The organism is Desulfovibrio litoralis DSM 11393 (assembly GCF_900143255.1).
Lineage (GTDB): Bacteria > Desulfobacterota > Desulfovibrionia > Desulfovibrionales > Desulfovibrionaceae > Frigididesulfovibrio_A > Frigididesulfovibrio_A litoralis.
Window position 1 is genome coordinate 445,846 of the sequence record NZ_FRDI01000002.1, and the last position, 25,785, is coordinate 471,630.

Annotated in this window: 20 protein-coding genes; 2 read left to right on the forward strand and 18 right to left on the reverse strand. The window is 38.4% G+C overall.

All coding sequences use genetic code 11. From position 1 onward, the window contains the following. Positions 1–5: 5 nt before the first annotated feature. The 18 genes from BT999_RS01860 to BT999_RS01945 form a co-directional block, all read right to left on the reverse strand. Complete coding sequence (locus BT999_RS01860; RefSeq protein WP_072695896.1) at positions 6–2,264, reverse strand: hydrogenase iron-sulfur subunit; 2,259 nt, start codon at positions 2,262–2,264, stop codon at positions 6–8. Between the two features lie 2 nt (positions 2,265–2,266). Next, positions 2,267–3,505 (reverse strand): CoB--CoM heterodisulfide reductase iron-sulfur subunit A family protein, encoded by a 1,239-nt coding sequence (locus BT999_RS01865; RefSeq protein WP_072695898.1) that lies wholly within the window; start codon positions 3,503–3,505, stop codon positions 2,267–2,269. Between the two features lie 224 nt (positions 3,506–3,729). Beyond that, entirely contained in the window at positions 3,730–5,721 is a 1,992-nt protein-coding gene (aprA, locus tag BT999_RS01870; RefSeq protein WP_072695900.1) for an adenylyl-sulfate reductase subunit alpha, read from the reverse strand. 66 nt (positions 5,722–5,787) lie between these two features. Beyond that, positions 5,788–6,282: an adenylyl-sulfate reductase subunit beta gene (aprB, locus tag BT999_RS01875; RefSeq protein WP_072695902.1), complete on the reverse strand. Its 495-nt coding sequence runs from the start codon at positions 6,280–6,282 to the stop codon at positions 5,788–5,790. Between the two features lie 555 nt (positions 6,283–6,837). Then, a complete protein-coding gene (locus tag BT999_RS01880; protein ID WP_072695904.1) occupies positions 6,838–7,434 on the reverse strand; it encodes a Spy/CpxP family protein refolding chaperone in 597 nt (198 codons plus the stop codon). Positions 7,435–7,727: 293 nt separating this feature from the next. Next, a complete protein-coding gene (locus BT999_RS01885) occupies positions 7,728–8,477 on the reverse strand; it encodes a class I SAM-dependent methyltransferase (protein ID WP_072695906.1) in 750 nt (249 codons plus the stop codon). Between the two features lie 162 nt (positions 8,478–8,639). Beyond that, complete coding sequence (gene ilvD, locus BT999_RS01890) at positions 8,640–10,331, reverse strand: dihydroxy-acid dehydratase (RefSeq protein WP_072695908.1); 1,692 nt, start codon at positions 10,329–10,331, stop codon at positions 8,640–8,642. Positions 10,332–10,542: 211 nt separating this feature from the next. Further along, on the reverse strand, positions 10,543–11,538 hold the full coding sequence (gene ilvC, locus BT999_RS01895) for a ketol-acid reductoisomerase (RefSeq protein WP_072695910.1): 996 nt from the start codon (positions 11,536–11,538) through the stop codon (positions 10,543–10,545). Between the two features lie 81 nt (positions 11,539–11,619). Further along, the gene (locus BT999_RS01900) at positions 11,620–12,210 is read right to left on the reverse strand and encodes an indolepyruvate oxidoreductase subunit beta (protein ID WP_072695912.1); all 591 of its coding nucleotides are present in this window, start codon (positions 12,208–12,210) and stop codon (positions 11,620–11,622) included. Then, positions 12,210–14,069 (reverse strand): indolepyruvate ferredoxin oxidoreductase subunit alpha, encoded by a 1,860-nt coding sequence (gene iorA, locus BT999_RS01905; protein WP_072695914.1) that lies wholly within the window; start codon positions 14,067–14,069, stop codon positions 12,210–12,212. Before iorA ends, BT999_RS01900 begins: the two co-directional genes overlap by 1 nt. Before the next feature lie 83 nt (positions 14,070–14,152). Beyond that, positions 14,153–14,872 carry a tetratricopeptide repeat protein gene (locus BT999_RS01910; RefSeq protein WP_072695916.1) on the reverse strand — a complete coding sequence of 240 codons (720 nt, stop codon included), beginning with the start codon at positions 14,870–14,872 and terminating at the stop codon, positions 14,153–14,155. 108 nt (positions 14,873–14,980) lie between these two features. Then, entirely contained in the window at positions 14,981–16,504 is a 1,524-nt protein-coding gene (locus BT999_RS01915; RefSeq protein WP_143145474.1) for an ATP-binding protein, read from the reverse strand. Positions 16,505–16,713: 209 nt separating this feature from the next. After that, positions 16,714–17,886 carry a sulfate reduction electron transfer complex DsrMKJOP subunit DsrP gene (gene dsrP / locus BT999_RS01920; protein WP_072695920.1) on the reverse strand — a complete coding sequence of 391 codons (1,173 nt, stop codon included), beginning with the start codon at positions 17,884–17,886 and terminating at the stop codon, positions 16,714–16,716. Positions 17,887–17,895: 9 nt separating this feature from the next. Next, a complete protein-coding gene (gene dsrO, locus BT999_RS01925) occupies positions 17,896–18,678 on the reverse strand; it encodes a sulfate reduction electron transfer complex DsrMKJOP subunit DsrO (RefSeq protein WP_072695922.1) in 783 nt (260 codons plus the stop codon). Positions 18,679–18,680: 2 nt separating this feature from the next. Next, positions 18,681–19,130: a sulfate reduction electron transfer complex DsrMKJOP subunit DsrJ gene (dsrJ, locus tag BT999_RS01930; RefSeq protein WP_072695924.1), complete on the reverse strand. Its 450-nt coding sequence runs from the start codon at positions 19,128–19,130 to the stop codon at positions 18,681–18,683. Positions 19,131–19,132: 2 nt separating this feature from the next. Continuing rightward, on the reverse strand, positions 19,133–20,746 hold the full coding sequence (gene dsrK / locus BT999_RS01935) for a sulfate reduction electron transfer complex DsrMKJOP subunit DsrK (RefSeq protein ID WP_072695926.1): 1,614 nt from the start codon (positions 20,744–20,746) through the stop codon (positions 19,133–19,135). 8 nt (positions 20,747–20,754) lie between these two features. Further along, the gene (gene dsrM, locus BT999_RS01940) at positions 20,755–21,762 is read right to left on the reverse strand and encodes a sulfate reduction electron transfer complex DsrMKJOP subunit DsrM (RefSeq protein ID WP_072695928.1); all 1,008 of its coding nucleotides are present in this window, start codon (positions 21,760–21,762) and stop codon (positions 20,755–20,757) included. A 204-nt stretch (positions 21,763–21,966) separates the two neighbouring features. Beyond that, on the reverse strand, positions 21,967–22,509 hold the full coding sequence (locus tag BT999_RS01945) for an RsbRD N-terminal domain-containing protein (protein WP_072695930.1): 543 nt from the start codon (positions 22,507–22,509) through the stop codon (positions 21,967–21,969). Positions 22,510–23,301: 792 nt separating this feature from the next. On the opposite strand from BT999_RS01945, the gene BT999_RS01950 reads away from it, so the two are divergent. Together BT999_RS01950 and BT999_RS01955 are read left to right on the forward strand one after the other, a co-directional pair. Beyond that, entirely contained in the window at positions 23,302–24,573 is a 1,272-nt protein-coding gene (locus BT999_RS01950) for an HD domain-containing protein (RefSeq protein WP_072695932.1), read from the forward strand. Positions 24,574–24,643: 70 nt separating this feature from the next. Further along, on the forward strand, positions 24,644–25,699 hold the full coding sequence (locus BT999_RS01955) for a CobD/CbiB family cobalamin biosynthesis protein (protein ID WP_072695934.1): 1,056 nt from the start codon (positions 24,644–24,646) through the stop codon (positions 25,697–25,699). Positions 25,700–25,785: the final 86 nt, after the last annotated feature.

Consider the following 25,785-nt stretch of genomic DNA (forward strand, 5'->3'; position numbering starts at 1 on the left):
TCCTATTAATAGCCTTTGAACGGGTTCGGACCCTTTTCAATGACTTTGGCCATAAAGCTGTTGATCATATCAGGGAGCTGGTTATACTCATCTATCGCCACTTCAAATTGTTCTACTCGGTCGGCTTCTATGCCTAAACGCTCTAAGCTTTCGGCGATATTTTCTTTACGTTTGCTACAGATTTCAGAGCCTTTTACAAAGTGGCATTGATAGTCGTCTCCGAACTTACAACCAAGCAACATAACGCCGTCAATTCCTTTACTCATGGCGTCAGCAACCCAGATAGCGTTGACTGAACCAAGACAGCGAACAGGAATGATACGCACATAAGGACTCCAGCCATAACCGCGTAAAGCAGCCATATCAAGAGCAGGGTAGGCGTCGTTTTCACAAGCAAGAATTAATACTCTTGGTCCGTCTTTTGCCATGTTTTCAGGAACTCTGATTTCACGAATCATAGAACCGATTTGATCTATGTTGTAGTTTTCAAAAGAAATTACTCGTTCAGGGCAAGCACCCATACAAGTTCCGCAACGTCTGCAACGACTTGGATTGAATTTTGGTGTACCTTTTTCGTCATCATCAAGAGCCCCAAAAGGACATTCTTGAGTACAGCGTTTACACTGAGTACAGCGTACCATGTTGAAAATAGGGTAAGACAAGTCTCCTGAGCGAGGGTGAACCGCTACGCCTCGGTTACTTGATTCTATACACTGAATTGCTTTTAAAGAAGCACCGGCGGCGTCTTCTTCTGCGGCATCAAGAGTCATTGGTTGACGAACGCAACCTGCGGCATAAACGCCGGTACGTCTTGTTTCATAAGGGAAGCAGATATAGTTTGAGTCTGCAAAACCGTTAAACAAGTCAAGATCCGGGAAGGCAGGTCCTTGGCGATAGTCAAAATTCATAATTGCTGATTTAGCCGTAGTTGGAACGATACCTGTTGGTAAAACGATTAAATCAACGGCAAGGCTGATATGTGTTCCGATTAAGGTATCTTTTGCTTCTATGAGCAACTCTGAGTTGTCTTCATTTATGCTGACTATTTCTGCTTTAGTCATCATAATTCCGGGTTTGTTTTGTGCATTTTTATAAAAACGCTCATGTACACCTTGCACAACTATGCTGTCATATATAATATATGCTTGAGCATCGTTTGCACTGTCTGCAACATATCCGGCTTGTTTTAACGCAACCAAGCTTGAAACTCCGCGAGAATAAGCTAAGTGGCGTTTGCTTTCAAGGTCGACAAATTGATTGGCTTCTTCCCCGTCTTTACTTGATTCAGGATTTGTGCCTTGCTCATTATTTCCTTCACAATTACCAGAGGCACAGTCTTGGATCAGGTCGGTATTTAACAAGAAAGCAACGCGTTTGGCGTTTAACTTTCCGTCTTTTACCATTACTTCAAATTCTGAAGCTGTAACGACATTTGCGAATTTTCCGTAGCCCATTGGAGCAAGGGTTTCAGGATTTTGCGGAACCCAACCGGTAGCAAGAACAACAGAACCGATTTTTTCTTCTACCGTGCCATTTTCTGTTTTGATTGTAGCAAGGTATTCACCCGGTTCACCGCTTAATTTTTCTAAAGAAGCATTAGTTAATATTTGTACGTTTGATAAGCTACGCACGTTATTTACTTTTGCATTGAGGTCTATTTCGCTGACTTCAGCATAGGGTGGAGTAATTGGTATTGTTTTAACAAAGTTTCTTACTTTTCCACCAAGTTCCAAGTCTTTTTCGACAAGGATTACTTCATAGCCTGATTTAACCAAGTTTTCTACAGCACTAAGACCGGTCCAACCACCGCCTAAAACCATTACCTTGTGAATTGCTTCAATAGGAATTCCGCTTGGTTTATTGGTTTTTTGCAACTTTTGAACGCCCATGTTGATATAGTCTTCCAACATTTCGATCATAAGTTGGGGGGCTGAATCAGGTTGAGGCTCTGAACCATCGGGGTTTTGATAACACAAAACACCTTGTTCTCTAAGGTTTACTCTTTCTACAAGAATATTCCCATAGTTATGAATGTCCCAGTCAACACGCGGAGAAGAACCGCAAATTAACAAGCCGTCTAATTCATTTTCTTCAATATCACTTAAGATTTCTTTGTGAGCTTCCTCGTTTGCAAGGCTTGGCAATGCTTTAATAACAGGAGCAATGCTATTCCATTTTTTTGTTGTGATACTGACTAAGTTGTCAACGTCAACTCCGCCTGTGATGCAAGATTGGTCAAAATAAACTCCGAGTTTCGTCGCCATAGTTACCTCCCTCTCACAACTTGAATGGCTTTCATCGCTGCACTTGTGCCTGATTGTGCAGAACGCATTACGTCAAGAGGCTTAGAAGCACAGCCGGCGGCAAAAATACCTTTTGATTCGGCATCTAAGATAAAGCCGTCTTCATCAAGGTCTATATTAAATGGCAGTTTTTGACCAGCCAAGCTTGGTTGCATACCGGTTGCAAGGACGACCAAATCATGGCGTTTTTCCCATTTTTCGGCTTTTATTGCGTCTTCAACTTCAATAATAATATCTTTATTGGCACAATCTTCTTTTATTCCGGCGACTTTGCCTTTAATTAAAGTGATTTTTGGATCAGCCTTAATTCTTTTCAACATATTGTCGTAACGTCCGGGGGCACGTAAATCTATATAATAAATAGTAATTTCGGCTTTAGGATATTGTTCTCTGATGTATAAGGCTTGTTTTAAAGAAGCCATACAACAGATATAAGAACAATAATTTAAGTGGTTTTGATCACGCGAACCGGCACATTGTACAAACGCCACATTGCGTGGTGCTTCTGAGTCTGAGGGGCGTTGGATTTTCCCTAAAGTTGGTCCACAGGGAGAGGCTAAACGCTCAAGTTGCATATTGCTGATGCAATTTGTTAATTGACCGGCACCAAGATTGCTTAATCTTGTGGCATCGTATGGTTTCCAACCTGTAGCAAATACTATACTGCCTATATTAAGTTCTATTTCTTTTTCTGTGTCGTTAAGATTAATATCGCTACAAGAGGCAAGCTTAATTTGGTCAGATTTTGTAATAGCACTTTTATCTAAAACATAACGGTTTGGAAAAGCAAAAGGCGTATTTAAGTATAAAGCCTTACGGTTGGTAAGTTTAAACTCAAATTCGCTGATTTTTTCGCCGTTAAGAGATTCAGAAAGTTCTTTAAGGTTAGCACTATGGGCTGAGGTATATCTTGGAGCTATTTTTATTTTAGCAAGATAATTACCTTTTTCGCCTTTTAATTCTATTAATTCAGCCTGAGTAAAAAATTTAACCTTAGGATTTTTCTTGATACGTTGAAATTGAATCTCTAAACCGCAAGAAGGCGGACAAAGTTTAGGAAAATATTTATTCAATTGAGAAACACGACCGCCTAAAAACGGCTCTTTCTCAATAATATATACTTCGTAACCAAGTTCCGCAGCTTCCAGGGCGGCTGTTAATCCGCTGAACCCGCCCCCAACAACGAGAATGGCGCTGGACATGCGTGCTATCCTCCCTAATCATTTAGAAGTTGCAAATAATATAAAGCTATTATCATCTACTGATTAAACTTTATTTTAAAAATATAAAAAATATAAGAAGCAAAATTTTATAAAATATACAAACTTAATAATATACCACTTTATTATGAAAGAGGTATAATTAGCTCGTAAAAAATTGAATAAATGGGGCTATGGATAAAAATCCATAACCCCAATAAAACTGATTATTCAGGAATAATCTGATAGTATGGTTTTTTGAAGATAACGGTTTCGCCTTTAATTGGATCATATTTTGAGTTAACAAAACACTTCCATTTTGAATCATCAAGGGCCATAAAGTCTGCTCTATAGTAGAATCCTGGGTAACGTGATTCTTGACGGAAGTGGATGTGTTCCATGTGAAGACGTACAGTCCAGAGACGGTGGTAGTTTTCCCAACAACGAAGAAGTTCGTGAAGGTCTCTGGCTGCTAATTTTACAGAGTCTTCTTCGAGCATCTTGAGAAGGTTAAAACCTGTATCAAGAGCGGCTTGAGAAGTTGTATAGTAGGTAGATGTTCCACCACCATATTCATCGGTGCATTTTATTAAACGCATCATGAAGTTTTTAGGTGAGATGTAGTTAGGGTTAACTACAGGATCGGTAGAAGCACCTTTTCCTTCCATATAGTTATAGTAAGGTCTGTATATTAGTTTTGCTAAATCAGCCGCACTATCTTTCAAGGTAGGTTTAAAGTCTTTGTGGTCTACACACCAACGAACCATTTGTTTACCAACGATACGTCCTTCAGCGTGAGAACCGGAAGAGAATTTGTGTCCGGAAGCTCCAACACCGTCAGCACAGGTAAACAGACCGTTAACGGTAGTCATACGGTTGTATATTTTTCCGTTATCAGCTTTTACTTTGTAGTCTTCAGGAACCCAGTCTTCGTTTGGTCCGGAAACCCAAATACCACAACAACCTGAGTGAGAACCGAGCAAGTAAGGCTCAGTAGGCATAATTTCAGAACCGCGTTCTTCTGGGCGAGTGTTTGTTGCTGCCCAAAGGTTAGCCTGACCTACGCACATATCAAGGAAGTCTTCCCATGCTTCTGACTCAAGATGTTTTTGTTGGTTTGCATCAAGAGTTTTGAAGGTGGTTTGAAGTGCGGTGGCAGTATCCATATAAATAGGACCACGACCTTCACGCATTTCACGAAGCATCATGTGGTTACGTAAGCAAGTAGGAATAACGTGTCCTTTTGCATATCCGCGATCTTCGTAAGGTTTGATCATTGCACGGTTAGTTACGCAATAGTCTTCACCTTTAAAGTTGGTTGCTTTTGCTTTAAACAACAAGAACCATGCACCAACAGGTCCGTATCCGTCTTTAAAACGAGCAGGAACGAAGCGGTTTTCCATCATGGTCATTTCTGCACCAACTTGGGCACACATAGTATAGGTAGAACCGGCGTTCCATACTGGATACCATGCACGTCCCATACCTTCACCGGTAGAACGTGGTTTATAAACGTTTACGGCACCACCGCAAGCACAGTTGATTGCGTTAGCACGGAAGATATGAACTTCGTTGGCACGAAGGTTAAAACCTACAGCACCGGCGATGCGATTTGGTTGTTTAGCATCAAGAAGCATTTTAACGATAAAAATACGCTCCATGATACGGTCTTGACCAAGTGCATTTTTAGCTGCTTCAGCAACGATACATTTGTATGATTCACCGTTGATCATGATCTGCCAGCGACCGGAACGAACAGGTTCGTCGCCGTTACGCAAGCTTTTACCTTTTGATTTGGCAGCAGCACCGTCTAAGTTATGATCGCCGTCTTTAATCCAGCAAGGAAGACCCCAGTCTTCAAAGAGGTGAACAGAATCATCAACGTGGCGACCTAAGTCAAAGATAAGGTCTTCACGTACAAGACCCATAAGGTCAGTACGAACCATGCGAACGTAATCGTCAGCAGTGTTTTTACCAACATAAGTGTTAATAGCGGAAAGCCCTTGTGCAACAGCACCTGAGCGTTCGAGAGAGGCTTTATCAACTAAAAGAATTTTTAAATCAGGGGCAAACTTATTGGCCCAGCGAACTGCTTCAAATGCAACACCGCAAGAACCCATACCGCCACCGATAATGAGCAAATCAACATCATGTTCTTTTATAACTGGTTCAGCAATGGCTACACCACGAGGTGCTTCCTTCATTGGAATCATTGGCATAATTACTTCTCCTTGGTATATTGGGAAAAGGGTTGGATATAATACATAAGCCTTTAAAGTCTACGACTAGATGCTTGTGTCAGCCCAAGTAACGGAAAGGTCGGCTTCTGCCATCTCGAATTTTTTACCTAATGCAGTTTGAGGCTTGATTAAAGCACTAGCATTTTCTGTAAATAGGACTTCATCTTCGAGGTTGGTAGGTTCAGGGAACCCATCAAAAGGTTTGATTGAACCTTCTGCTGTGGTACGAATTGGGAACTTAAAGCGTTTTACTCCACCATCACGGAATTTAACAGTCCACATGATTGAGTCGGCTGAACGCATAGGGATACAAGTTCCGCCCATTGGGGCAAAATCTGCATAAGGACGAGCTGTGATAGCACCTTGTGGACATATTTTTACACAAGAATAACATTCCCAGCATGCTTCAGGCTCTTGGTTATAAGCCTTCATCTCTTCAGGATCAAGAATCATGAGATCATTTGGGCAGATGTACATACAGGCAGTTTTTTCACCACCTTTACAGCCATCACACTTTGACGGATCAACATAAGTCGGCATACCTTTCCTCCAGTTTTTTAATAGGGTTGACGTTGCTTTTATATGACAACGAATAACTATGTTAGCCTAAGAACAATGGAAAAATTCTTACTTTTTACTTTCAAAGAGCTGTTTTGTTAAGCTTTATACCGCTTGTTAAATAAATAACAATCTCTTGTCTTCATGTCAAGCTTATATAAACAATCACTAATAAAAAACAAAAAAATATTTTTATGAATAAAATAGCTGTAAAATATTTAGAAATAAATAATATAAAGATATAAAAACAGTGTTTTTGAAAGAAACAAAATTAGCGAAATATGCAATTGTTATTATAATGTAGTGCTTTTGTGTGTTGGTGGTTTTATAAAAAACGCACCTTGTTAAATTTACTTGAAAACATTATATGGATTGAGCCTGCTTAAGCTTGTTAAGAGTAGTTTACAACAAATACATTTAGAATGCAATAAGTTATATAATGTGTTTTAAGGAATATAAAAATAGGCTGTGCAAAGTAAGTAATATATTTTTTTACTTTGCACAACCTATATAATTGGGTTCTGATATATTTTTATTTTAGTTTACGTTAGAATCGGTTGGAGCTTGATTATACATAGGGCAATCGCCGTTGTACATACCACGTCCCATGCCCTGACCCATGCCATGGCCCATACCTGATCCCATTCCCATTCCACCTTTCATGCCTTTCCCGCCCATCATCATTTTTCCTCCCATCATTCCACGACCGAAGTTGCTTGAAATTCCAACTTCTTTTTCAAGTTTGGTGGCAATCAATTCACGTTCTGTACGCATTTGAATGCGTAACTCTTGAAGTTCTTGGACTAACTTGCTGATAGTTGCCGGTTCTGTTTTGGGGTTAGAGGCTAAAGCTTGAAGTTCTGTATGCTTTGCCCACATTTTGTCTTGGATAGGAGTGAGTTTATCTGAAGCTTCTTTCATAATTTTATTATAAGCTTCTTGTTTTTCAGGGCTTAAATCCCAACCACCATTTTTCATGTTGTGATGATAGCCGGAACCTCTTTGCATTTGATTGGTCTTGTTTTGTCCCATGCCATTGCCCATTCCTTTTCCCATGCCTTGTGCGAGAGCTGTTCCTGTTAAAGCAAAAGAAAGACAAAGAGCCATTGCGATAGTTTTAGTAAGGTTTTTCATGATAATCTCCGTTTTTTGTTTTGAGTTGTATATTGACTCGAGTTAAAGGGTTAATTTAGTTTCATTAATGATAATGTTTAAATTACTTGTGTTGATGTTATGGTATATAGCAAGTGGTGTGCCAAAAGCCGTTCAGTTTGTAACTAGCTGTAATAGTATATGTTTTTCTGATATTATACTAATGATTGTACTGTATAAAAAACAAACAGGCACAAAAAAAGTGTATAAATTTTATACACCGTATAAAAAATATACACTTTTTTATTGTTAAGAAAAAACTATTAGCCAAAATTTTAAGAACATTCGGCTCTTGTGTTTTCTGTTTTAAGCCAAAGAGGTTTAACGGCAAAGCTTGGTTTTAAATCAAGACATATTGCTAAGATCCCTCCAAAAGGAAGAAAAGAAGAAAAATTATTTAACCGAGTTAAAAAACCTGTTTTTCCCCAAAGTGAGTGAGGGGTAAAAAGAGTAGAGCGTATGCTTATTTTGCTGTAACCAACATCTTTTGATAAAAAACTGTATATTTTAAATGGGTTAAAGCTTTGGTGTGTATTTAGGTGATATAAATTTTCTTTTTGTTTTTTATGATAATATTGATATAAATAGTTCAAAGACCATTTGTTAAAAAAAGAAACCAATATTCCATCGGTCGAGACTCTAATAGCCTCTTGAATTGCCTTTTCCGAGTCATTTATATTTGCGGCTGTTAACATTAACGCAGTATAATCAAAACTGTTATTTTCAAACGGAAGATGGTCAAAAGCCCCGAGTCTTAGTTCGGCTTTGTTGCCTATGCGTTGTTGTGCTTTTTCCAATTTATCTGGATTCGAATCTATTCCAGTTACATCTAGGCCGGCTGCCCAAAATTTTTCCAAAAAGACTCCCGTTCCACAACCAATATTAAGAATAGAGTGGTTGCGTCTTTGCCAGTGTCTAATGAGTTCTTCTATTATTTTTTGTTCTTGAAGTATGGCAAATGTTTCTATAGCGTGAGTTTGATTGCACGGAGAATTTTTTTCAATGCTTGTTGGAGTCTGCGTCATAAAATATACTCACAAAAAACTGTTGAGTTGCAGGGCAATTAAAAATTAAGTGGAAATAAATTTTACATTGGGAAGTTGTAAGTTTAAGTTGTTATTCCGACTCTTTATTGAAAAAAGTTAACTTGTTTAAAGATAAAGAGTCGGAATAATAGTTATTGTTTTTTATTTTACGACAAATCTTGCACCGGTTGAAGCGGAGCTTACTTGAGCCGCATAGCGTTTTAAGAAATTAGAACGCAATGTTTTTTGCGGTGCTTTGGCTGTGCGTTTGGCGAGTTCAGCTTCACTAACTAAAAGGTCAAGTTTACGGTTGGGAATATCGATTAAGATTTTATCGCCATCTTGTACTTTTGCGATAATTCCGCCTTCTGCCGCTTCCGGTGAAACGTGTCCAATAGCCGCACCTCGGCTTCCGCCACTAAAGCGCCCGTCAGTAATAAGAGCAACGTCAGCCCCAAGACCCATTCCCATGATTGCACTGGTAGGAGTAAGCATTTCACGCATACCCGGTCCGCCTTTTGGTCCTTCGTAGCGAATAACTATTCCGTCTCCGGCTTTAATTTTATTACCCAAAATAGCTTTAACCGCATCTTCTTCAGAATCAAAAACTTTTGCTACAACTTCTCGTTTCATCATTTCAGGGGCAACGGCAGACTGTTTAACTACAGCTCCTTGAGGTGCGAGTGTTCCATATAATATTGCTATTCCGCCTTCTTTTGAATAAGCGGTTTCAATATTTCGGATAACATCATTGTCTACAATCCCTGCGTTTTCTGATTTTAAGTTTTCCGCAAGCGTTTTTCCTGTTACAGTTAAAACAGATCCGTTAATTAAGCCGGCTTTGTTGAGTTCGCTTATTACAGCAGGAATTCCCCCGGCTTCATGCAGGTCTTGAATGTGGTGTTCACCGGCAGGGGAGAGTTTGCAAAGCACAGGGGTCTTTTTGCTTTGTTCGTCAAATATTGTCAGCGGAAGCTCAAGACCGGCTTCGGCAAAAATAGCAGGCAGGTGTAAAACCGTATTGGTTGAGCAACCAAGAGCCATATCAACGGTAACGGCATTTTTTAAGGCATCAACGTTAGCAATATCTCTTGGGCAAATATTTTGTTTTAATAATTCAACAACTTGCATTCCGGCACGTTTTGCTAGTCGAATGCGAGCAGCACTACTCGCAGGGGTAGTTCCGTTACCCGGAAGGGCAAGACCAATCGCTTCGGAGAGGCAGTTCATAGAGTTTGCGGTAAACATTCCGGCACAAGAACCACAGCCGGGGCAAGCGCTTTCTGTTAAATCTTCTAAGGCTTCTTCGCTCATACTTCCTTGTTTTACTCTTCCCACGCCTTCAAAAACGCTGATTAAATCTGCTCTGTTGTCCGAACTTGTATTTTTTGCTTTTTTCCCTGCAAGCATGGGACCTCCGCTAATTAACACAGATGGAACATTCATGCGGAGCATAGCCATTAGCATTCCGGGAACGCTTTTATCACAATTTGGAATAAAAACTAAAGCGTCAAAAGGGTGAGCTGTTGCCATTATTTCAATAGAATCGGCGATAAGCTCACGACTTGGCAAAGAAAAACGCATACCTTCGTGGTTCATCGCCAAACCATCACAAACGGCAATAGCCGGAAACTCGATAGGAACCGCACCGGCAAGACGCACACCGGCTTTGACGGCTTCGGCTATTCTATCAAGGTGAATATGTCCGGGAACTATTTCGTTAGCTGAGTTTACTACACCGATTAAAGGGCGAGAAATTTCATCACGAGTTAAACCAAGGGCGTATAACAAGGAGCGGTGGGGGGCTTTTTCAAGACCGCCTGTCATTTTTTTGCTACGAGTATTGTGTGTCATAGTTTTATATCTTTTGGGTTAAAGGTTAGAATAAAAATATGTTAAGGTTTATGAAAGCTGTTTATTGCGTTATTTAATGATGTTAGAGAAAACGTTTATTTATTTTTCAAACCTTTTTCAGTCTTTCAAAATAAAACGCTAGAGTTAAGTATATATCTAATACCTAACTCTAGCAAATATTTATTTGTCTAATAGTTTAAAGCCGTTAAAACTATTTTTTATTTGAAAGCCAAGGCATCATTGCTCTTAAGCGTTTACCGACTGCTTCAATCGAGTGTTCTGCTTCTATGCGACGACGAGCTTTAAAGCTTGCCATATTGGCTTTATTTTCCAAGATAAAGTCTCTGGCGAAGATTCCTTCTTGGATTTCTGTAAGAACTTTTTTCATTTCTTTTTTGGTTTCATCATTGATGATACGTTTTCCTGTTACATAATCGCCATATTCAGCGGTGTCTGAAATAGAATTACGCATTTTTGCCAAGCCACCTTCATAGAGTAGGTCAACGATAAGTTTAGTTTCGTGTAAACATTCAAAATAAGCGATTTCTGGTTGGTATCCGGCTTCAACCAAGGTTTCGTAACCGGCTTTAATCAGAGCAGAAAGACCGCCACATAAAACAACCTGTTCACCGAAAAGGTCGGTTTCGGTTTCTTCTTTAAATGTTGTTTCTATAACACCGGAACGAGCACCACCAATACCCTTGGCATAAGCCAAAGCTTTTTTCATGGCTTCGCCACTGGCGTCTTGGTAGATAGCAACAAGACAAGGAACGCCGCCACCTTCGGTATAAGTACGACGTACTAAATGTCCTGGTCCTTTAGGAGCAACCATGAATACGTCAACGTCTTTAGGGGCAATAATTTGGCTGAAATGAACGCTAAAACCGTGTGCAAACAATAAGGATTTACCGGCTTTAAGGTGTGGTAAAATATCTTTGTTATAAACATCGGCTTGATGTTGATCCGGTAAAAGAATCATAATCATATCAGCTTTTTGAGCTGCTTCTGCAACAGACATAGGTGTAAAGCCGTGTTCTACTGCTAAATCGTGGTTAGCACTGCCGGGGCGTTGTGCAACGATTACGTTTAAACCTGAATCACGTAAGTTTTGAGCGTGGGCATGCCCTTGACTACCGTAACCAATAACTGCGATAGTTTTACCTTTTAAAACACCAAGATCAGCATCTTTGTCATAATAAGCTTTCATATTTTCTCCTAAATAAAAGGCGTACCTTTTAATATGTTTTATTCTTTTTTATAAGGCTTTTTTATAGCGACAATATTTGTATTATTGAATTGCTTTAACACCAAAGTCAATAGCTTTTAAATTTGTTTCTACAATTTTAGCAGGCAGATATTTTTCCACAACTTTTTTGAGGGTATCAGAGTTAAAAGGTAACGCACCTGTGGCAGTCGCCGCCGCCAAAAGAGCGAGGTTTCCGCTTTGAACCGCACCAAGCTTTAAACCGATAGAGCGGCAATCTAAGTACCACGCTTTTGAGGCAACTTCTTTTACTTTATTTTTTATTTCTTCAAGACTTGGGTTTTCTTCTTGTCCGAGAGCAACGCTAGGGGCAGGAATAAATTCAGTGCTTGAAAGAACTAAACCGTTTTTCTTTAAATATGGTAAGGCACGCAGGGTTTCGAGAGGTTCAAAACCTAAGATCAAATCAGCCTCGCCTAAGTCTATTTTAGGGCTTTTCCAGCCACCAATCAAAACAGTAGATTCAACAACACCGCCACGTTGAGCCATTCCGTGAATTTCGCCTGATACTACTTCCAAGTTTTCCAATAAGGCGGCTCTGGCGAGTAGGGTGGTTGCGGTTAAAGTGCCTTGTCCGCCGACTCCTGTGAGTAAAATACGTATTTTTGCAGACATTAAATTAACTCTCCTTTAACATCAGCTGCTTTAGCTTTAATGTCTTTAGAAATTTGCAGACAAACCATACAACCCGCACACTGATTGGTATCAATAGAAAAGCCGTTTTTATCTTTTCTAAATGAAGGACAGGCAAGAGTTGCAAAACAGTTTTTGACTGAATCGCTTTGTTCGACAACATAAGCCGCACTTTTGGGTTTTCTTTTCATTGTGCGTCTGGCAAAAAGTACACAGGGTTCTTCTACTAAAATTACTTTGACGCCTTGAACATTTTTAGTTTGTTCGAGGGCTTTATGAACTGCGTTTAAATTATAGCCTTTTACTTTCGCAAAATTGGTTACGCCACAACCTTTGACTATTGATTCAATATCAAGGTGAACGCAATCTGAAGATAAATATTCTTGATCAACGCCGGGGTTTGGTTGGTGTCCGGTCATTGCGGTTGTACCGTTGTCTAAAATGACCATAGTCAAGTTATGACGATTAAAAATAGCGTTGACCAAACCGGTTATTCCGGAGTGGAAAAAGGTTGAATCACCGATAAAGGCAACAACAGGTTTGTCGGAATAGCGAGCAAATCCGCTTCCGCTAGAAACTGATGACCCCATACAAACCAAAAAGTCGGCTGCGTTTAAAGGCGGTAATATTCCTAAAGTATAACAACCTATATCGCTTGAATAAATAGCTTCTGAGCCATAAATGTCTTGAACGGCTCTATAAACGGCTCTGTGCGAACAACCGGCACATAAGTTTGGTGGACGCATGGGCAATTTTTGAGCTACTATGTTTTGTTCTGTTGGAAGTGCTTTCCCTTTAAACTGTGCAATTGCTTTGGCAACAAGGGTTGTGGAATATTCTCCGTAAATAGTGAGAATATCGTTTTTTCCGTAAACTTTAATGTTCAAGTTGTTTTCTTGAATTAAAGCCTTGATTGCGTTTTCGAGTAAAGGTTCAAGCTCTTCTAATATTAAAACTTTATCTAACCCGTTTAAAAAGCTTAATAAAAGTTTTTTTGGAAGAGGGTATGAGAAGCCAAGTTCTAAAAGTTTAAACTCGTTTTCTTGGTTATGTTCGGCTAAAGCGTCAAGCATGTAAGTTCTTGAAATTCCACTGCTTAAAATACCTAGCTTACTAGAAGTCGAACCGTGTAAACGGTTATATTGTGAGTTTTCTGTTTTTTCTTGCGCCAATTCCATTTGTTTGCTTAAAGCTTTATGGCGGTTTCTGGCGACTACAGGCACGGGTACGAAACGTTGAGGGTTTCGTTTAAATGGAACGGTTTCGGCCGGTTTTGGCAGAGCTCCAAATTCCACAGCTCCGCGTAAGTGGTTTACTCTGGTTGTTGTACGCAGTAAAACCGGTTGCTCAAGTTCTCTTGAAAGCAAAAGGGCATCTCTTGCCATATCTTTTGCTTCTTGAGCGGTAGCAGGTTCAAAACAAGGCATACCTGCAAAGCGCGCAAAGGTGCGGTTATCTTGTTCGTTTTGGCTGGAATGAGAATAAGGATCGTCGGCCGAAACAAGAACAAGTCCGCCCGGCATACCGATATATGTTGAAGTCATTAAAGGATCAGCCGCCACGTTTACACCAACGTGTTTCATTGTAACCATGGTTAAAGCACCGGCGAGAGAAGCCCCCGCAGCGACTTCGTAAGCGACTTTTTCATTTACGGAATATTCAAGGGTAAAACGCGGGTTTGGAGAAAGCCTGCGGAAAGTATCGGGAATTTCGGAAGAAGGCGTTCCGGGATAACAGGTAATCATGTTAATTCCCGCTTCTAATGCTCCTCTTACGATTGCTTCATTTCCGAGCAAGAGCTCTTTGTGTCCGCTTTCTTCGGTTAGTAAAAGATTTTTCATTGTGCAACCTTTTTTAATTTTTTATTAAGTTAATAAAATTTATATTATTAGGTAGAAAGTATACGACGAGATTATTTCTTAGGTTATTTTTTTTGTAATAACTCTATTCTTCTTTTAAAATAGTAAGTGTCTTGTATTTTTCCGCTATCTAATAAACCTTGAAGCGTTTTAATTGCCAGTTCTTTATCGCCTGAGCGTTCTGCAATATCGGCAAGCAGGGCTTTAAGAGCTATTTGATAGGGGCTATCTTGGTTATTGAGTGTAGTTAAGCTTTTTTCAATAAGTTCAAGGGCTTTTTTATGTTCCCCAATAGCGGAAAGATCGCTTGCTTCTCCGATGATGGCTTGATATTTCATTGGTGCATCGGAAAGTTGACTTACTTTTTGCCAAGCATTTGTGGCTTTTTGGTAATCTTGCAAATTTTCATAAGCTTGAGCAAGAGCCAAGTTTGCGTGGAGCAAAACTCCGGCTGGGGCTGTATTTATAAAACTTTCCAGTTGTTTTGCTTTTTCTGTGTCATCAGCTTTTTGTAGAATAAGACGTAGTTCTTGTTGAGATTTTTCTAAAGCGTTTTTGGCGGTATATTCAAAAATTCCAACGCCTACCAAGATAATAATAAATACTGATAAAATACCGATTAAAAGCTTTGCGTTATTTACAAAAAACATAAAAAACGGAGTGGCTTCCGGAGCAGTTTCCGTGCGTATAGCATCAAGCAAGGTACGCTCGGTTGTATTGGTTTGTTCAATGGGAGCGGTCGCCGTTAATTCGCCGTTTTTTGACTTTTTATTGGGTTCAGACATCTTTTTTATCCTTATTGTGAATTTGCATAGCTTTATTATAATGTGCTAAAAAATTAAGTTTAATATTCTATCGTTAAGATTAAGATTTGTCAAAGTTATCTTGTTAATTTAACTTTTTGTGTATAAATAATGGTTTAACAAGACTATTAGCTTATCAAAATCAATCGGTTTTCCTATGTGGTCGTTCATTTCACACTCGCGAGCCTTGACAATATCTTCTTTCATGGCGTTTGCGGTCATTGCAATTATCGGAATAGTTTTCGCTTGTGGGTGGTCTAAAGCTCTAATTGCTTTGGTTGCCGTATATCCGTCAACATTAGGCATTTGAACGTCCATTAAAATTATATCATAATAATTTTCCGATGAATTTTTAAACATTTCAATTGCAACACTGCCGTCATCGGCGGTTTCAATTACAAGTTTTGTGTCTTCCAACAATTCTTCAACAATGATTCGGTTAAGTTCAATATCGTCTACCAACAAGGCTCTTTTTCCCTCAAAAGCAACATGAGTCAGCGTTTCGGTTTCTTGAATAACTGGTGTTCCTTGAGGTAAAAAGACTTCAAAATAGAATGTACTGCCTTGATCTTCTACACTTTTTACTTTTATGCTGCTTCCTAAAAGATTGACGATATTTTGGCTTATTGCTAAGCCAAGACCGGTTCCGCCAGATTGACGCACAACCTTGTTGTCTGCTTGTTTAAAGGGTTGAAACAAGTTTTTCATAACGCTTTCGGGCATACCTATACCCGTATCATGCACAGCAAAATAGATAAGATATTGGCTGTTTACCTTGTCGGAAACTTTGATTTCAAGAGTAACTGTTCCGTTTTTGGGAGTAAATTTAACTGCGTTTCCAATTAGGTTGATTAAAACCTGCATTATTCTAAGTTTGTCTGTAGATACCCAAATATTTTGCATTTTTTCAAGTTGTACGTTAAGTTTTATTTCTTTTTCGTTACAACGCGGGTTGATAATTTGTTGGGTTTCTTGGACAAGTTCTTCAATTGAAAAGTCGTCTACGCCTAAGGTGAATTCTCCGGCTTCTATTTTTGACATATCTAAAATATTATTAATCAGGCCAAGCAAGTGTTTAGAGGAAACTAAAATTTGTTTAATGCTGTTTAAAACTTTTTCTTCGTTATTTGGAACGCCAAAATTTTTTTCCGCAATATTTGCCATACCCATAATAGCGTGCATTGGTGTACGAATTTCATGGCTCATATTGGCCAAAAAGGCACTTTGGGCTTGTGCAAAAGCAGAGGCTTGGATATAGCTTTCTTCAAGGTTTTTGTTTAATGTTTCAAGTTCGGCGGTTCTTTCTTTGACTTTATTTTCAAGTTTATAGATTAATGTTTTTAATTCTTCACTATAGTTATCGGTAGAAACTTTATATCTTCCCGCCACAAAGGCAAACAAACCTAAGAAAAACGGGGCGGTATCAATCATAAAGAGCATTCGGTTATAGCTATGTATCATTGCAAGGCTGTCTCTTGTCCATGGCAAAGACGCACTATAGATTTCAAAAATCCAAGCGACAACCGGGAATAAAATCCCAAAAAATACTCCATAGAGAGTATATCGTACTAATTTACAGACATCTCTCAATGTATTATTTTGGCTTTTAAACACAAAAGATACCAAGCCTTGTTCATGATTATAAAAGTAATATTGTTAAACATAATCTCTACAAAGATAAGCTGATTTTTGTAAAAAGTCAAAATGTAAATTATTATTATCTGTTAGTTTAATTATATGTATTCAATTTTGTAATGATTTAAAATAAAAAGCTCCGAAAAACATATGTTTCTCGGAGCTTTCTATTTTTTTATATTGTTTAGTTATTGCAATTCATAGGTTTCTGCTTCTTTTTTTACTTCTAAAGCAATCTTCCAAAGTATAGAAAGAATTAAAAGACCTATTCCAAATACGCCCATAGCAATAAGAATTTCAACGATGCTTGGAGTATAAGGGGTTATTTGTTCAAAAGTATTTGGGGTAAAACCACCAATCATCAATCCTAAGCCTTTATCAATCCAGCAGGCTAAAATGAGTAAGCCTAAAGCCCAAGGTAAGATTTTTTCATTCTCACGCAAGCTTGAGGGAATGAGTAAGGCAAGAGAAACGAAAGCACATACTACAGCTGTCCACATCCAACCGTTTACCCAAGATGCGTGTCCGTCATGTCCCATAAATAAGAACGTAATCGGGTGCATAGCTTCGGGGATTTGGCTATAGAAAGCGGTGAATACTTCCATGAGGAAGAAGAAAATATTGATGCACATAGCATAAATAATAATCTTTGTGAGGGTTTGCACAGCTTCTTTGCCCGGATCAAACTTTACTACTTTTTTAAGTACAAAAAGTAATAATAATAAAATAGCAGGACCGGAAGCAAAGGCTGAAGCCAAGAAACGAGGAGCCATAACGGCGGTTAACCAATAATGGCGACCCGGTAAACCGGCAATTAAGAACGCGGTTACGGTATGAATACTTACAGCCCAAATAATGGACAAATAAATAAAGAATTTAATCCATTTTGGCGGATCAACGTCGAGGCGTTCCGCTTCGAGAGTAACCCAACCAACAACGGCATTAATAACAAGATAGCCCATTAATACGCTCATATCCCAAAACATAATTGAGTTTGGAGTTGGGTGAAGCATAACGTTAAGCATGCGTTGAGGTTGACCTAAGTCAACAACAATAAAGAGCATACAAACGATAACTGCGGCTATTGCCATAAATTCGCCAAAAATGACGATACGTTTAAACTTTTTATAATGGTGAAAGTAAATGGGTAATACGAGCATGACTGCACCGGCCGCCACACCAACCATATAGGTGAATTGTGCGATGTAAACACCCCAAGATACATCACGAGAAAGTCCGGTTAAAGACAAACCGTAATACATTTGGAATAACCAAGCAACAAATCCTATACCGATGATGGTAACGAGAAAGCCCAGCCATTTATAGAATGCCCAAGATCCCTTGAATACATTTTCAAGCATGGCTGCCTCCTAAAGAATATAATAGACGCCGGGTTGGGTGCCTATTTGAGCCTTGCGGCGTAGGGTAAAGTTTTGAGATAATAACTTACGCACTTCTGACTTAGGGTCGAGAAGATCACCAAAAACAACACTACCTTCGGAAACTTCGACACAGGCAGGCATTTTGCCTAAAGCCAGTCTTTCGCTACAGAAAGTACACTTTTCTACTACGCCTTTTGTGCGAGTAGGAAAAGTTGGGTCAGTTTCTTTAAGGAAACGGCGAGGGTCAAAATAGTTAAAACTTCTGGCGCCGTAAGGGCAACCGGCCATACAATAACGACAGCCGATACAACGGTGATAATCCATCATTACTATACCGTTAGGCATTTTGTAAGTGGCTTGAGTAGGGCAAACCCTTACACAAGGAGGATTTTCACAGTGGTTACATAAAAGAGGGAATTGACGAGCGGCGACTTCTTCTGATGGGAAGTTGTCTTCTTGCCCGGCAAAGGTTGCGTGATAGCTGTCTGACCAGATCCATTTTACATCTTGGTTTCCCATTTTAGGATCAGTAGGAACGTTATGAATAGAGTGGCAAGCATGTACCATATTATTCATAATTTCAGGTGTTACCTTTCTGCTGTCTATAACCATTGCCCAACGTTTTGCGTTTAATGCCCCTTTCGGATCTCCAAAAGTATCGGCAGCGGCATTTGCAGGCGTTGAGTTTAAAAGACTAAAGGCTGTACCTGTTCCCAGACTTAAAAGAGATAAGCCGGCTACCTTAAGGAGTTGTCTTCTTGTTTTTTGCATTTCTAATTCCCCCTTGGCTCAACATGGCAGTCCCAACAGTATGGGGTAACGCTGTTAGTTGTATGACACTTATCGCAAAAATCTGCTTTGTTGCCGTGGCACTTCATACAAGTGTTTTGCAAGCTGACTTCCCAGATTCTTCCGTCTTTTGCCGTATAGGCTCTTTTGCCTTCACGCAGGGCCATATCGCGCCAAGTATTGAGCATTTGCATGTGTTCTGAACGCATATCAGCAGCAGGCAAAATACAAGCGGGGTTTTTGTCTGCTTCCGGGTTGGCTTTTAAATACTCAGCTCTAACAGTTTCATTGATACCTAAAGGTTGTACATTTCTGTTAGGAAGTGCCAACTCAGGCGTTCTGTACTTTTCAGAGGCAATGTTAAAGATAATCGGAGCTAGTGCCAATACAACAAAAATTACCAGACCAGCGATGATATAATTTTTATTATACATAATTATTCATCCTCCATTCCTGGTAAATCTTCTTGTCTTAAGTCCATGGTACGCTTGATTTCGCCTTTCATAACAAGGGCATTTCCAACAAGCTCATGAAGTCCTGTAACAGTAACACCCGGAGCCCAATAGTTTGCTACCGGAGGTAGAGTCGCTCTATCGATAGCACAAATGCAAGATAAGGTGTTTACATCATGCTTTTGTTGTACATAACGAACTGCATTACCACGAGGCATTCCGCTTCGCATACGAAGTTCCATAATTTCTTCTGTGTTAAGCCCGGATCCGGCTCCACAACAGAAGGTTTGTTCTCTTATTGTATTTTGTGGCATTTCAAAGAAGTTTTTACAAACTGCTTTAATAACCGCTCTTGGTTCTTCTAATAAGCCCATTGCTCTCGCCGGGTTACAAGAATCGTGGAAAGTAACGATTTTTTCATCGTTACGACTTGGGTCAAGAGTAATTTTATTATTATGAATCAAGTCTGCGGTAAACTCAGCGATATGCACCATTTTTGTAGAAGCTGCGTTTTTAAATACAGTTCCGGTAATTGGTGATTTCGGAACTTCCATTTTTGGTGGAGTAGGTCCGTTCATTGTGTCCATGTATTGGTTAATAACACGCCACATATGTCCGCATTCTCCGCCTAAAATCCATTTTGAACCAAGGCGTTCTGCTTCCGCATACATTTTTCCGTTAATCTTTTTCATCATGTCGGCAGAGGTAAAGAGACCGAAGTTTCCGCCCTCTGAGGCATAGGTTGAGATAGTATAATCAAGGCCTATTTCATGGAATAACATCAAATAACCCATAAAAGTATAAATACCCGGGTCGGCAAAAACGTCGCCGGAAGGAGTAATAAATAATACTTCATGGCCTTTTTCGTTAAAAGGCGGATTGATTTTGATGCCGGTAATGGTTTCAATATCTTCGCATAAAAATTCAACAATTTCTTTAAATGCGTGAGGTTGAATTCCAAGGTGGTTACCAGTACGGTTACAGTTTGATACTGGGTCCATAATCCAGTGTAAACCAAGACCAAGTTCATGTAATAATTCACGAACAATCATGGTTATTTCGGCAGTATCAATACCATAAGGGCAAAATAAAGAACAGCGACGGCACTCAGTACACTGATATGCGTAATAAAACCATTCTTTGATTACGTCTTTGTCGAGGCTACGAGCTCCAACGACTTTACCGAGCAATTTACCGACTTTGGTAAATTCTTTACGATAAACAGAGCGTAAGAGTTCTGCTCTTAATACGGGCATGTTTTTAGGGTCGCCTGTTCCGATATAAAAATGGCACTTATCAGCACAAGCACCACAACGTACACAGGTATCCATAAAAACTTTTAACGAACGATATTTGTCTAAACGATCTTGAAGGGCATTATATATAATCTCTTCCCAGTTTTCAGGTAGATTCCAGTCTTCATTTTCCGGAGCCCATTCATGAGGATTAGGCATTTTTAAACCTTTCATGGTGTCATATTTAGCAGGGTAGCAATATGAACCAGGTTTAAATTCCGGTTTTGTATTCATCCAGTTTGCTGTTGGGAGAGAATAGTTGATGCTCTTTACAAGATCTTTGGGAGTTGGTAACTTAGCCATGTATTCTCCTACTTTGATGTATCAGCATCAGGTTGTTTTTCTAAAGGTAGACCCGCTTCAGCCATAAGATCGCGAAACTCATCTTCGTATTCATTATAAGTACGATGTTTTTTCGGTGGGTTCCAAGGGTTAACGTGGCGAACAGCACGGCTGTTGTTCGGCATATTACGCGTTGGAGAGAGGAAAATTCCGCCCATGTGCATGAGTTTTGAAAATGGAAAGTATACTAATAAGATACAAACCAAGAAAATGTGTGCAAAGAACATTGGTCCTATGTTGGCAGGCAAATTAGGGTTTAAAGTTGCAAGCCCCATTGTAAGTACTTTAACACCGGCGATATCTACTTTAGAAAAATAACGCATGCAAATACCGGTTCCTACTATCCCAATCAATAAGAATAGAGGAAAATAGTCGTTTGCCAAAGAGATGTAGCGTACTTTTGAGTTGAAAATACGGCGTAACAATAAAAACAGTAAAGCACCTAAAATAAGGGCATCAGAACCATAAAAACGTGGAACACCGACTTGCATGATTCCATCAACGAACTCTATTCCCGATACAAACATAGGTACGGGTTCAAAGAAGAAACGTAGATGTCTCAATAAAACAACCGCAAAACAGTAGTGGAACGCTAATGCGAATAGCCACAACCATTTTGAGGAATAATAGACAAGTCTTGGTCCTTGCTGTAGGTCCATACTGGTGTTTCTGAATAAAGAACGAAAACACAATACTTCCAAAACCATACGTCCAACTGTTTCGAGTTTGGTGTAAGGGGCATCTAGTCTTTCGGGTTTAATCCAATCAAGAGAACGTTCCTGTCCTCCTGTTGTTGCTATGGGAAAAGGTACGGGAGATTTTGCCCAGTACACTATTCTCCATATAAAACCCGCGATAAAGACGGGTACTGCGATCATTGGCAATGCTAATCCAAAAAGATATTGCATACTTGTGTATTGTGAGCCAAACCAAGCCACAAGACCTAAACCAATAACCGCCAATAGTGAAATAATCATTGTACGTCACCTCGCTATTTGGCTTTAGGATACTATAAAATCATTCAAAGCACATTATCAAACAATATACAAAGTTGTTTAAAGTGTTTTGATAATTACATGTTTTTATTCGATAATACCCTGTTAAAATAAAATAGTCCTTAAAAGTTTAATAAATATAGAGGGGTTAAAGCTCTATAGATATTTTTTTATATAAACAGCCGGTTAGCTGTCTTTGCTCTCAGGGTCATCGGCGGCAACCAATAATCCTGCTTTTCGCATAATTTGACTATGTCTGCGTTTATAGTCTTCAAGTTTAAGGTTAAACATAACTTCGCGGTTTTTAATGTAAAATGAAAAACTTAGCAAAGAGATTCCGTCCAAACGAGATGATATATCCCATAATTCCAGCCAGAGATTATTATTTTTTATTTCTGACTTAAATCTTTTTAAAATACACTCTTTCATTAAAAATAGTACTGCCAAGGCTTGTTCGGGGGTAAAGTCTTGAACGGCTCTGACCCTGATAAACTCATCTAAAGTATGATTGAGTTCATCAATGTTCACATGTTCGTTTGTGATGGCTTTAATCAGGCTTTCTCCTACATGAGTTGTTCGCCACCCGACGGGGTTGGTAAATTGATCGTTTTTTGTTCGTAAAAAACCGGCAGTATCAAAAGCGTAGCCTGAATAAACTAGGGTTGTCCAATCTTCAAGCAATTTGTCTTTATGTTCTGTGATGAGTTGTTTTAATGAGGTTTTATTCATGTTATAGTGCTTTGTTTTCGTCTGGTTTGTTATGTTTAACGACGAGATTATACATTAAAATTATTTATTGACAAAGTAAAAAAACGCTTTTTTATTTTTTTTGTTTGGATAGCCTGAAAAAGATTAAAGGTCAACAAAGAATAAAGTAAGACTTGCTTTTAATCTCGGTTAGCTATTTTGAACTTGTGTATAAAAAATTATACCGTGTTTTTTTGAGATATATAGTATAGAACCCTTGTGTTTATTTAGTTTTTATCTTTTTTCTTTTTTATTGGAATGTCTGATTGTGTAAAAAATTTTAAATAAATTTGTATCTGTATTTTTTTGATGTTTTTTTATAATATATTGATTTATATATGTATAGTTTGTTTTTATTGTTTTGGCATGTATTATGCTAATAATAAATAACCTTCCTAATTTATAGTTATAGTTTAAATAAGATGATTACAGCAAAACAATAAGGGAACAGACAGAGCTAGTGTTTGTTCCCTTATTGTTTTTATTTTATTTTTCGAGTATTGATTTAGCTTGTTGATGAATAAGTTGTACTTTAAAGTTAGTTTGAGACTATTGCACAATAGGCTCAAAGTGGCTTTCGTCAGAAAGACACTCCAAAAACCACGAATAAGGAAAATTTAATTTTCCTGTAAAATGAGTGGGTTTTGTGACTTAAGACGTTTTATGCTATGTGCATACAGAGCATAAAACGATGACAAAAGTACGCAAAACAGAGTTTTGCAATGGTCTTAGTTTGTTTGATATTGTTTTGAAGTTTTTTTAAGGAAAATAAAAATGGCGAGTATTCGTAAAAGTTTGTTACAGTTTTTAATGAGCGGCGTTTATATGAAACGTTGGAATGATAAGTTGCGTCCAACCGAGTTTTACGAAGTCGATAAACAAGCTCACAAAATGATTGTGGCTTTTGCACTCGCCGAACTTTATGCTCAAAATAGAAACTTGAACATATCAGAACGTCAAGAGCTACACGCCACTATTGTAAAAAACGGTATTTACGAATATTTGTTTCGTTTAGTTATAACAGATATTAAACCTTCGATTTTAAACAATATAAGAAACAAAGAAAGTGAATTTTCCGCATTGGCTCAGTGGGGGCTTGATGAAACAGAGCGTTATGTGCGTCCTTTGGGTGATGCTTTGTGGAATGATTATGTTCAATATGTTAAGCGTCCAAAGCTTGTTGCAAAAAATGATAGTATAGAACAGGTTGCCGAAACAATATTATATGCATCTCATGTTTTTTCGAGTTTGTGGGAATATAAGCTAATTGAAAAGTTAAATGTTTATGATGATGAAACTAACAGTGTTTTAAAAGAGTTGCGTAATACTTTAAAAGAATACGCAATATTAGACGAAATCAAACTTTTGGAAGATCGTCATTCGGCATTGTATAAGTTTGTTGCGTTTTGTGGACAGTTGCGTTTTCAAAAACGCTGGTCGCAAGTTCCGAGGGTTCCTGAGACAAGTGTTTTGGGACATATGTTTATTGTTGCGGTTTATGCTTATTGTTTTAGCGTTGTGGAAGAAGCTTGTTCGGCTCGTTGTATAAATAATTTTTACGGCGGTTTGTTCCACGATTTACCAGAACTTCTAACCAGAGATATTATTTCGCCCGTAAAAAAAGCAACCGAAAATTTAGCAAATATTATTCAACAATATGAAAAAAGCGAAATGGATAAAAGGGTTTTTGAGCCTTTAAAAAATGCAGGTTTAACAAATATTTTAGAGAGATTAAAATATTATCTTGGCTATGAAGTCGGTTCTGAATTTAAAGAGTGTATTATTTTAGATAATAAAGTAAAAAAAATAGATTTTAATGAATTGTCTACCTTTTATAATGAAAATAAATATGACCCGAAAGACGGAAGTCTTATTAAAACTTGTGATACTTTAGCCGCTTTTATTGAGGCTTATCTCGCCGTTCGTAACGGTATGAGCTCAGAACAGCTACACGAAGCCTTGTGGCGTATGAGAACTGAACAAATGAAAAAGACAACTTATTTGAAACATATTCATTTAGCTTCTCTTTACGCTGACTTTGATTAGTCTTTTACTTTTGAGGCATTAATTCTCTTTTGAATATTTCCTATAAAATTTTTAACACAAACTTTTAAAAATGTACTTTGATTATCCTCTTGTTTTGTGGGCTCTTGTTTTGGATTATTATTTTGCAGATCCTCAAAAAGTTCCACACCCTGTTGTGTTTTTGGGGTTTATCGCAAAAAAAACAGAAATAGCTTTGCGTAATTTGGCAAACTTCATCTTTTTACGTTTTCAAAATAAGACCGGTTTGTGGTTAAGTCATGATTTGTTGTTAAAAATTGCCGGGTTTTTTGGTGTTGTTATTTTAGTTGGAACAAGCGTTGGCTTGGTTTCTGGGTTTATTTCTCTTGCTAATTATCTTGGAGGCGATAAGGCGGCTTTTTTGATAAAATTATATTTTGCTTGGGCGGGGCTGGCTCTTGGTTCTTTGTTGAGAGAAGGGCGGTTTAGTTTGAGTATTTTAAAAAAGCTTGAAGAATGTGAAAAAAACGCTAATTCCTGTGATGAATTGTTAAATAAAGCCAGATTTTCCGTTAGTATGTTAGTGAGCCGAGATACAAAAAACATGAATTCAACAAATCTCAATCGTTCTTTGGCGGAAAGTTTAAGTGAAAATTTTTGTGATGCTTTTATTGCTCCTTTGTTTTGGTTGTTGATTTTAGGCCCTGTGGGGTTATGGGCTTATAAGGCGATTAGTACGCTTGATTCTATGTGGGGCTATAAAACGGAAAAGTGGCGAGCTTTTGGTTTTGTTGCGGCTCGGCTTGATGATATTGTGGCTTATATTCCAGCAAGGTTGAGTGCTTTGGTTTTTTATTGTGTGAGCTTGGTTAATAAAAATTACCCTGTGTTATCGCTAAAAAAAGTCGCTTGCGATGCCCGTAAAATGGACAGCCCTAACGCCGGTTGGTCTATGAGCAGTGTGGCTTGGTTATTACAAGCTAAAATGGGCGGACTGACTCCATATAACGACGCTTTAATAGACAAACCGCTTTTGGGAGATAAAGGTTCCTCTGATTGGGCTTGTGTTAAATTATATACTTTGTTATCTTTAATCAAACAGAGTACAATATTTGTTTTTTCTTTTATTTTGTTTATTTATCTTATTTTACTCCTGTTTAAAAACTGATTTGTTTAAATTTGTCTGGAATGTTTTTTGCATCTTAGTTTGGGTTAAGAAAAATATGCCTAAGGCTGTTTTTGCGTTTTTAGAAT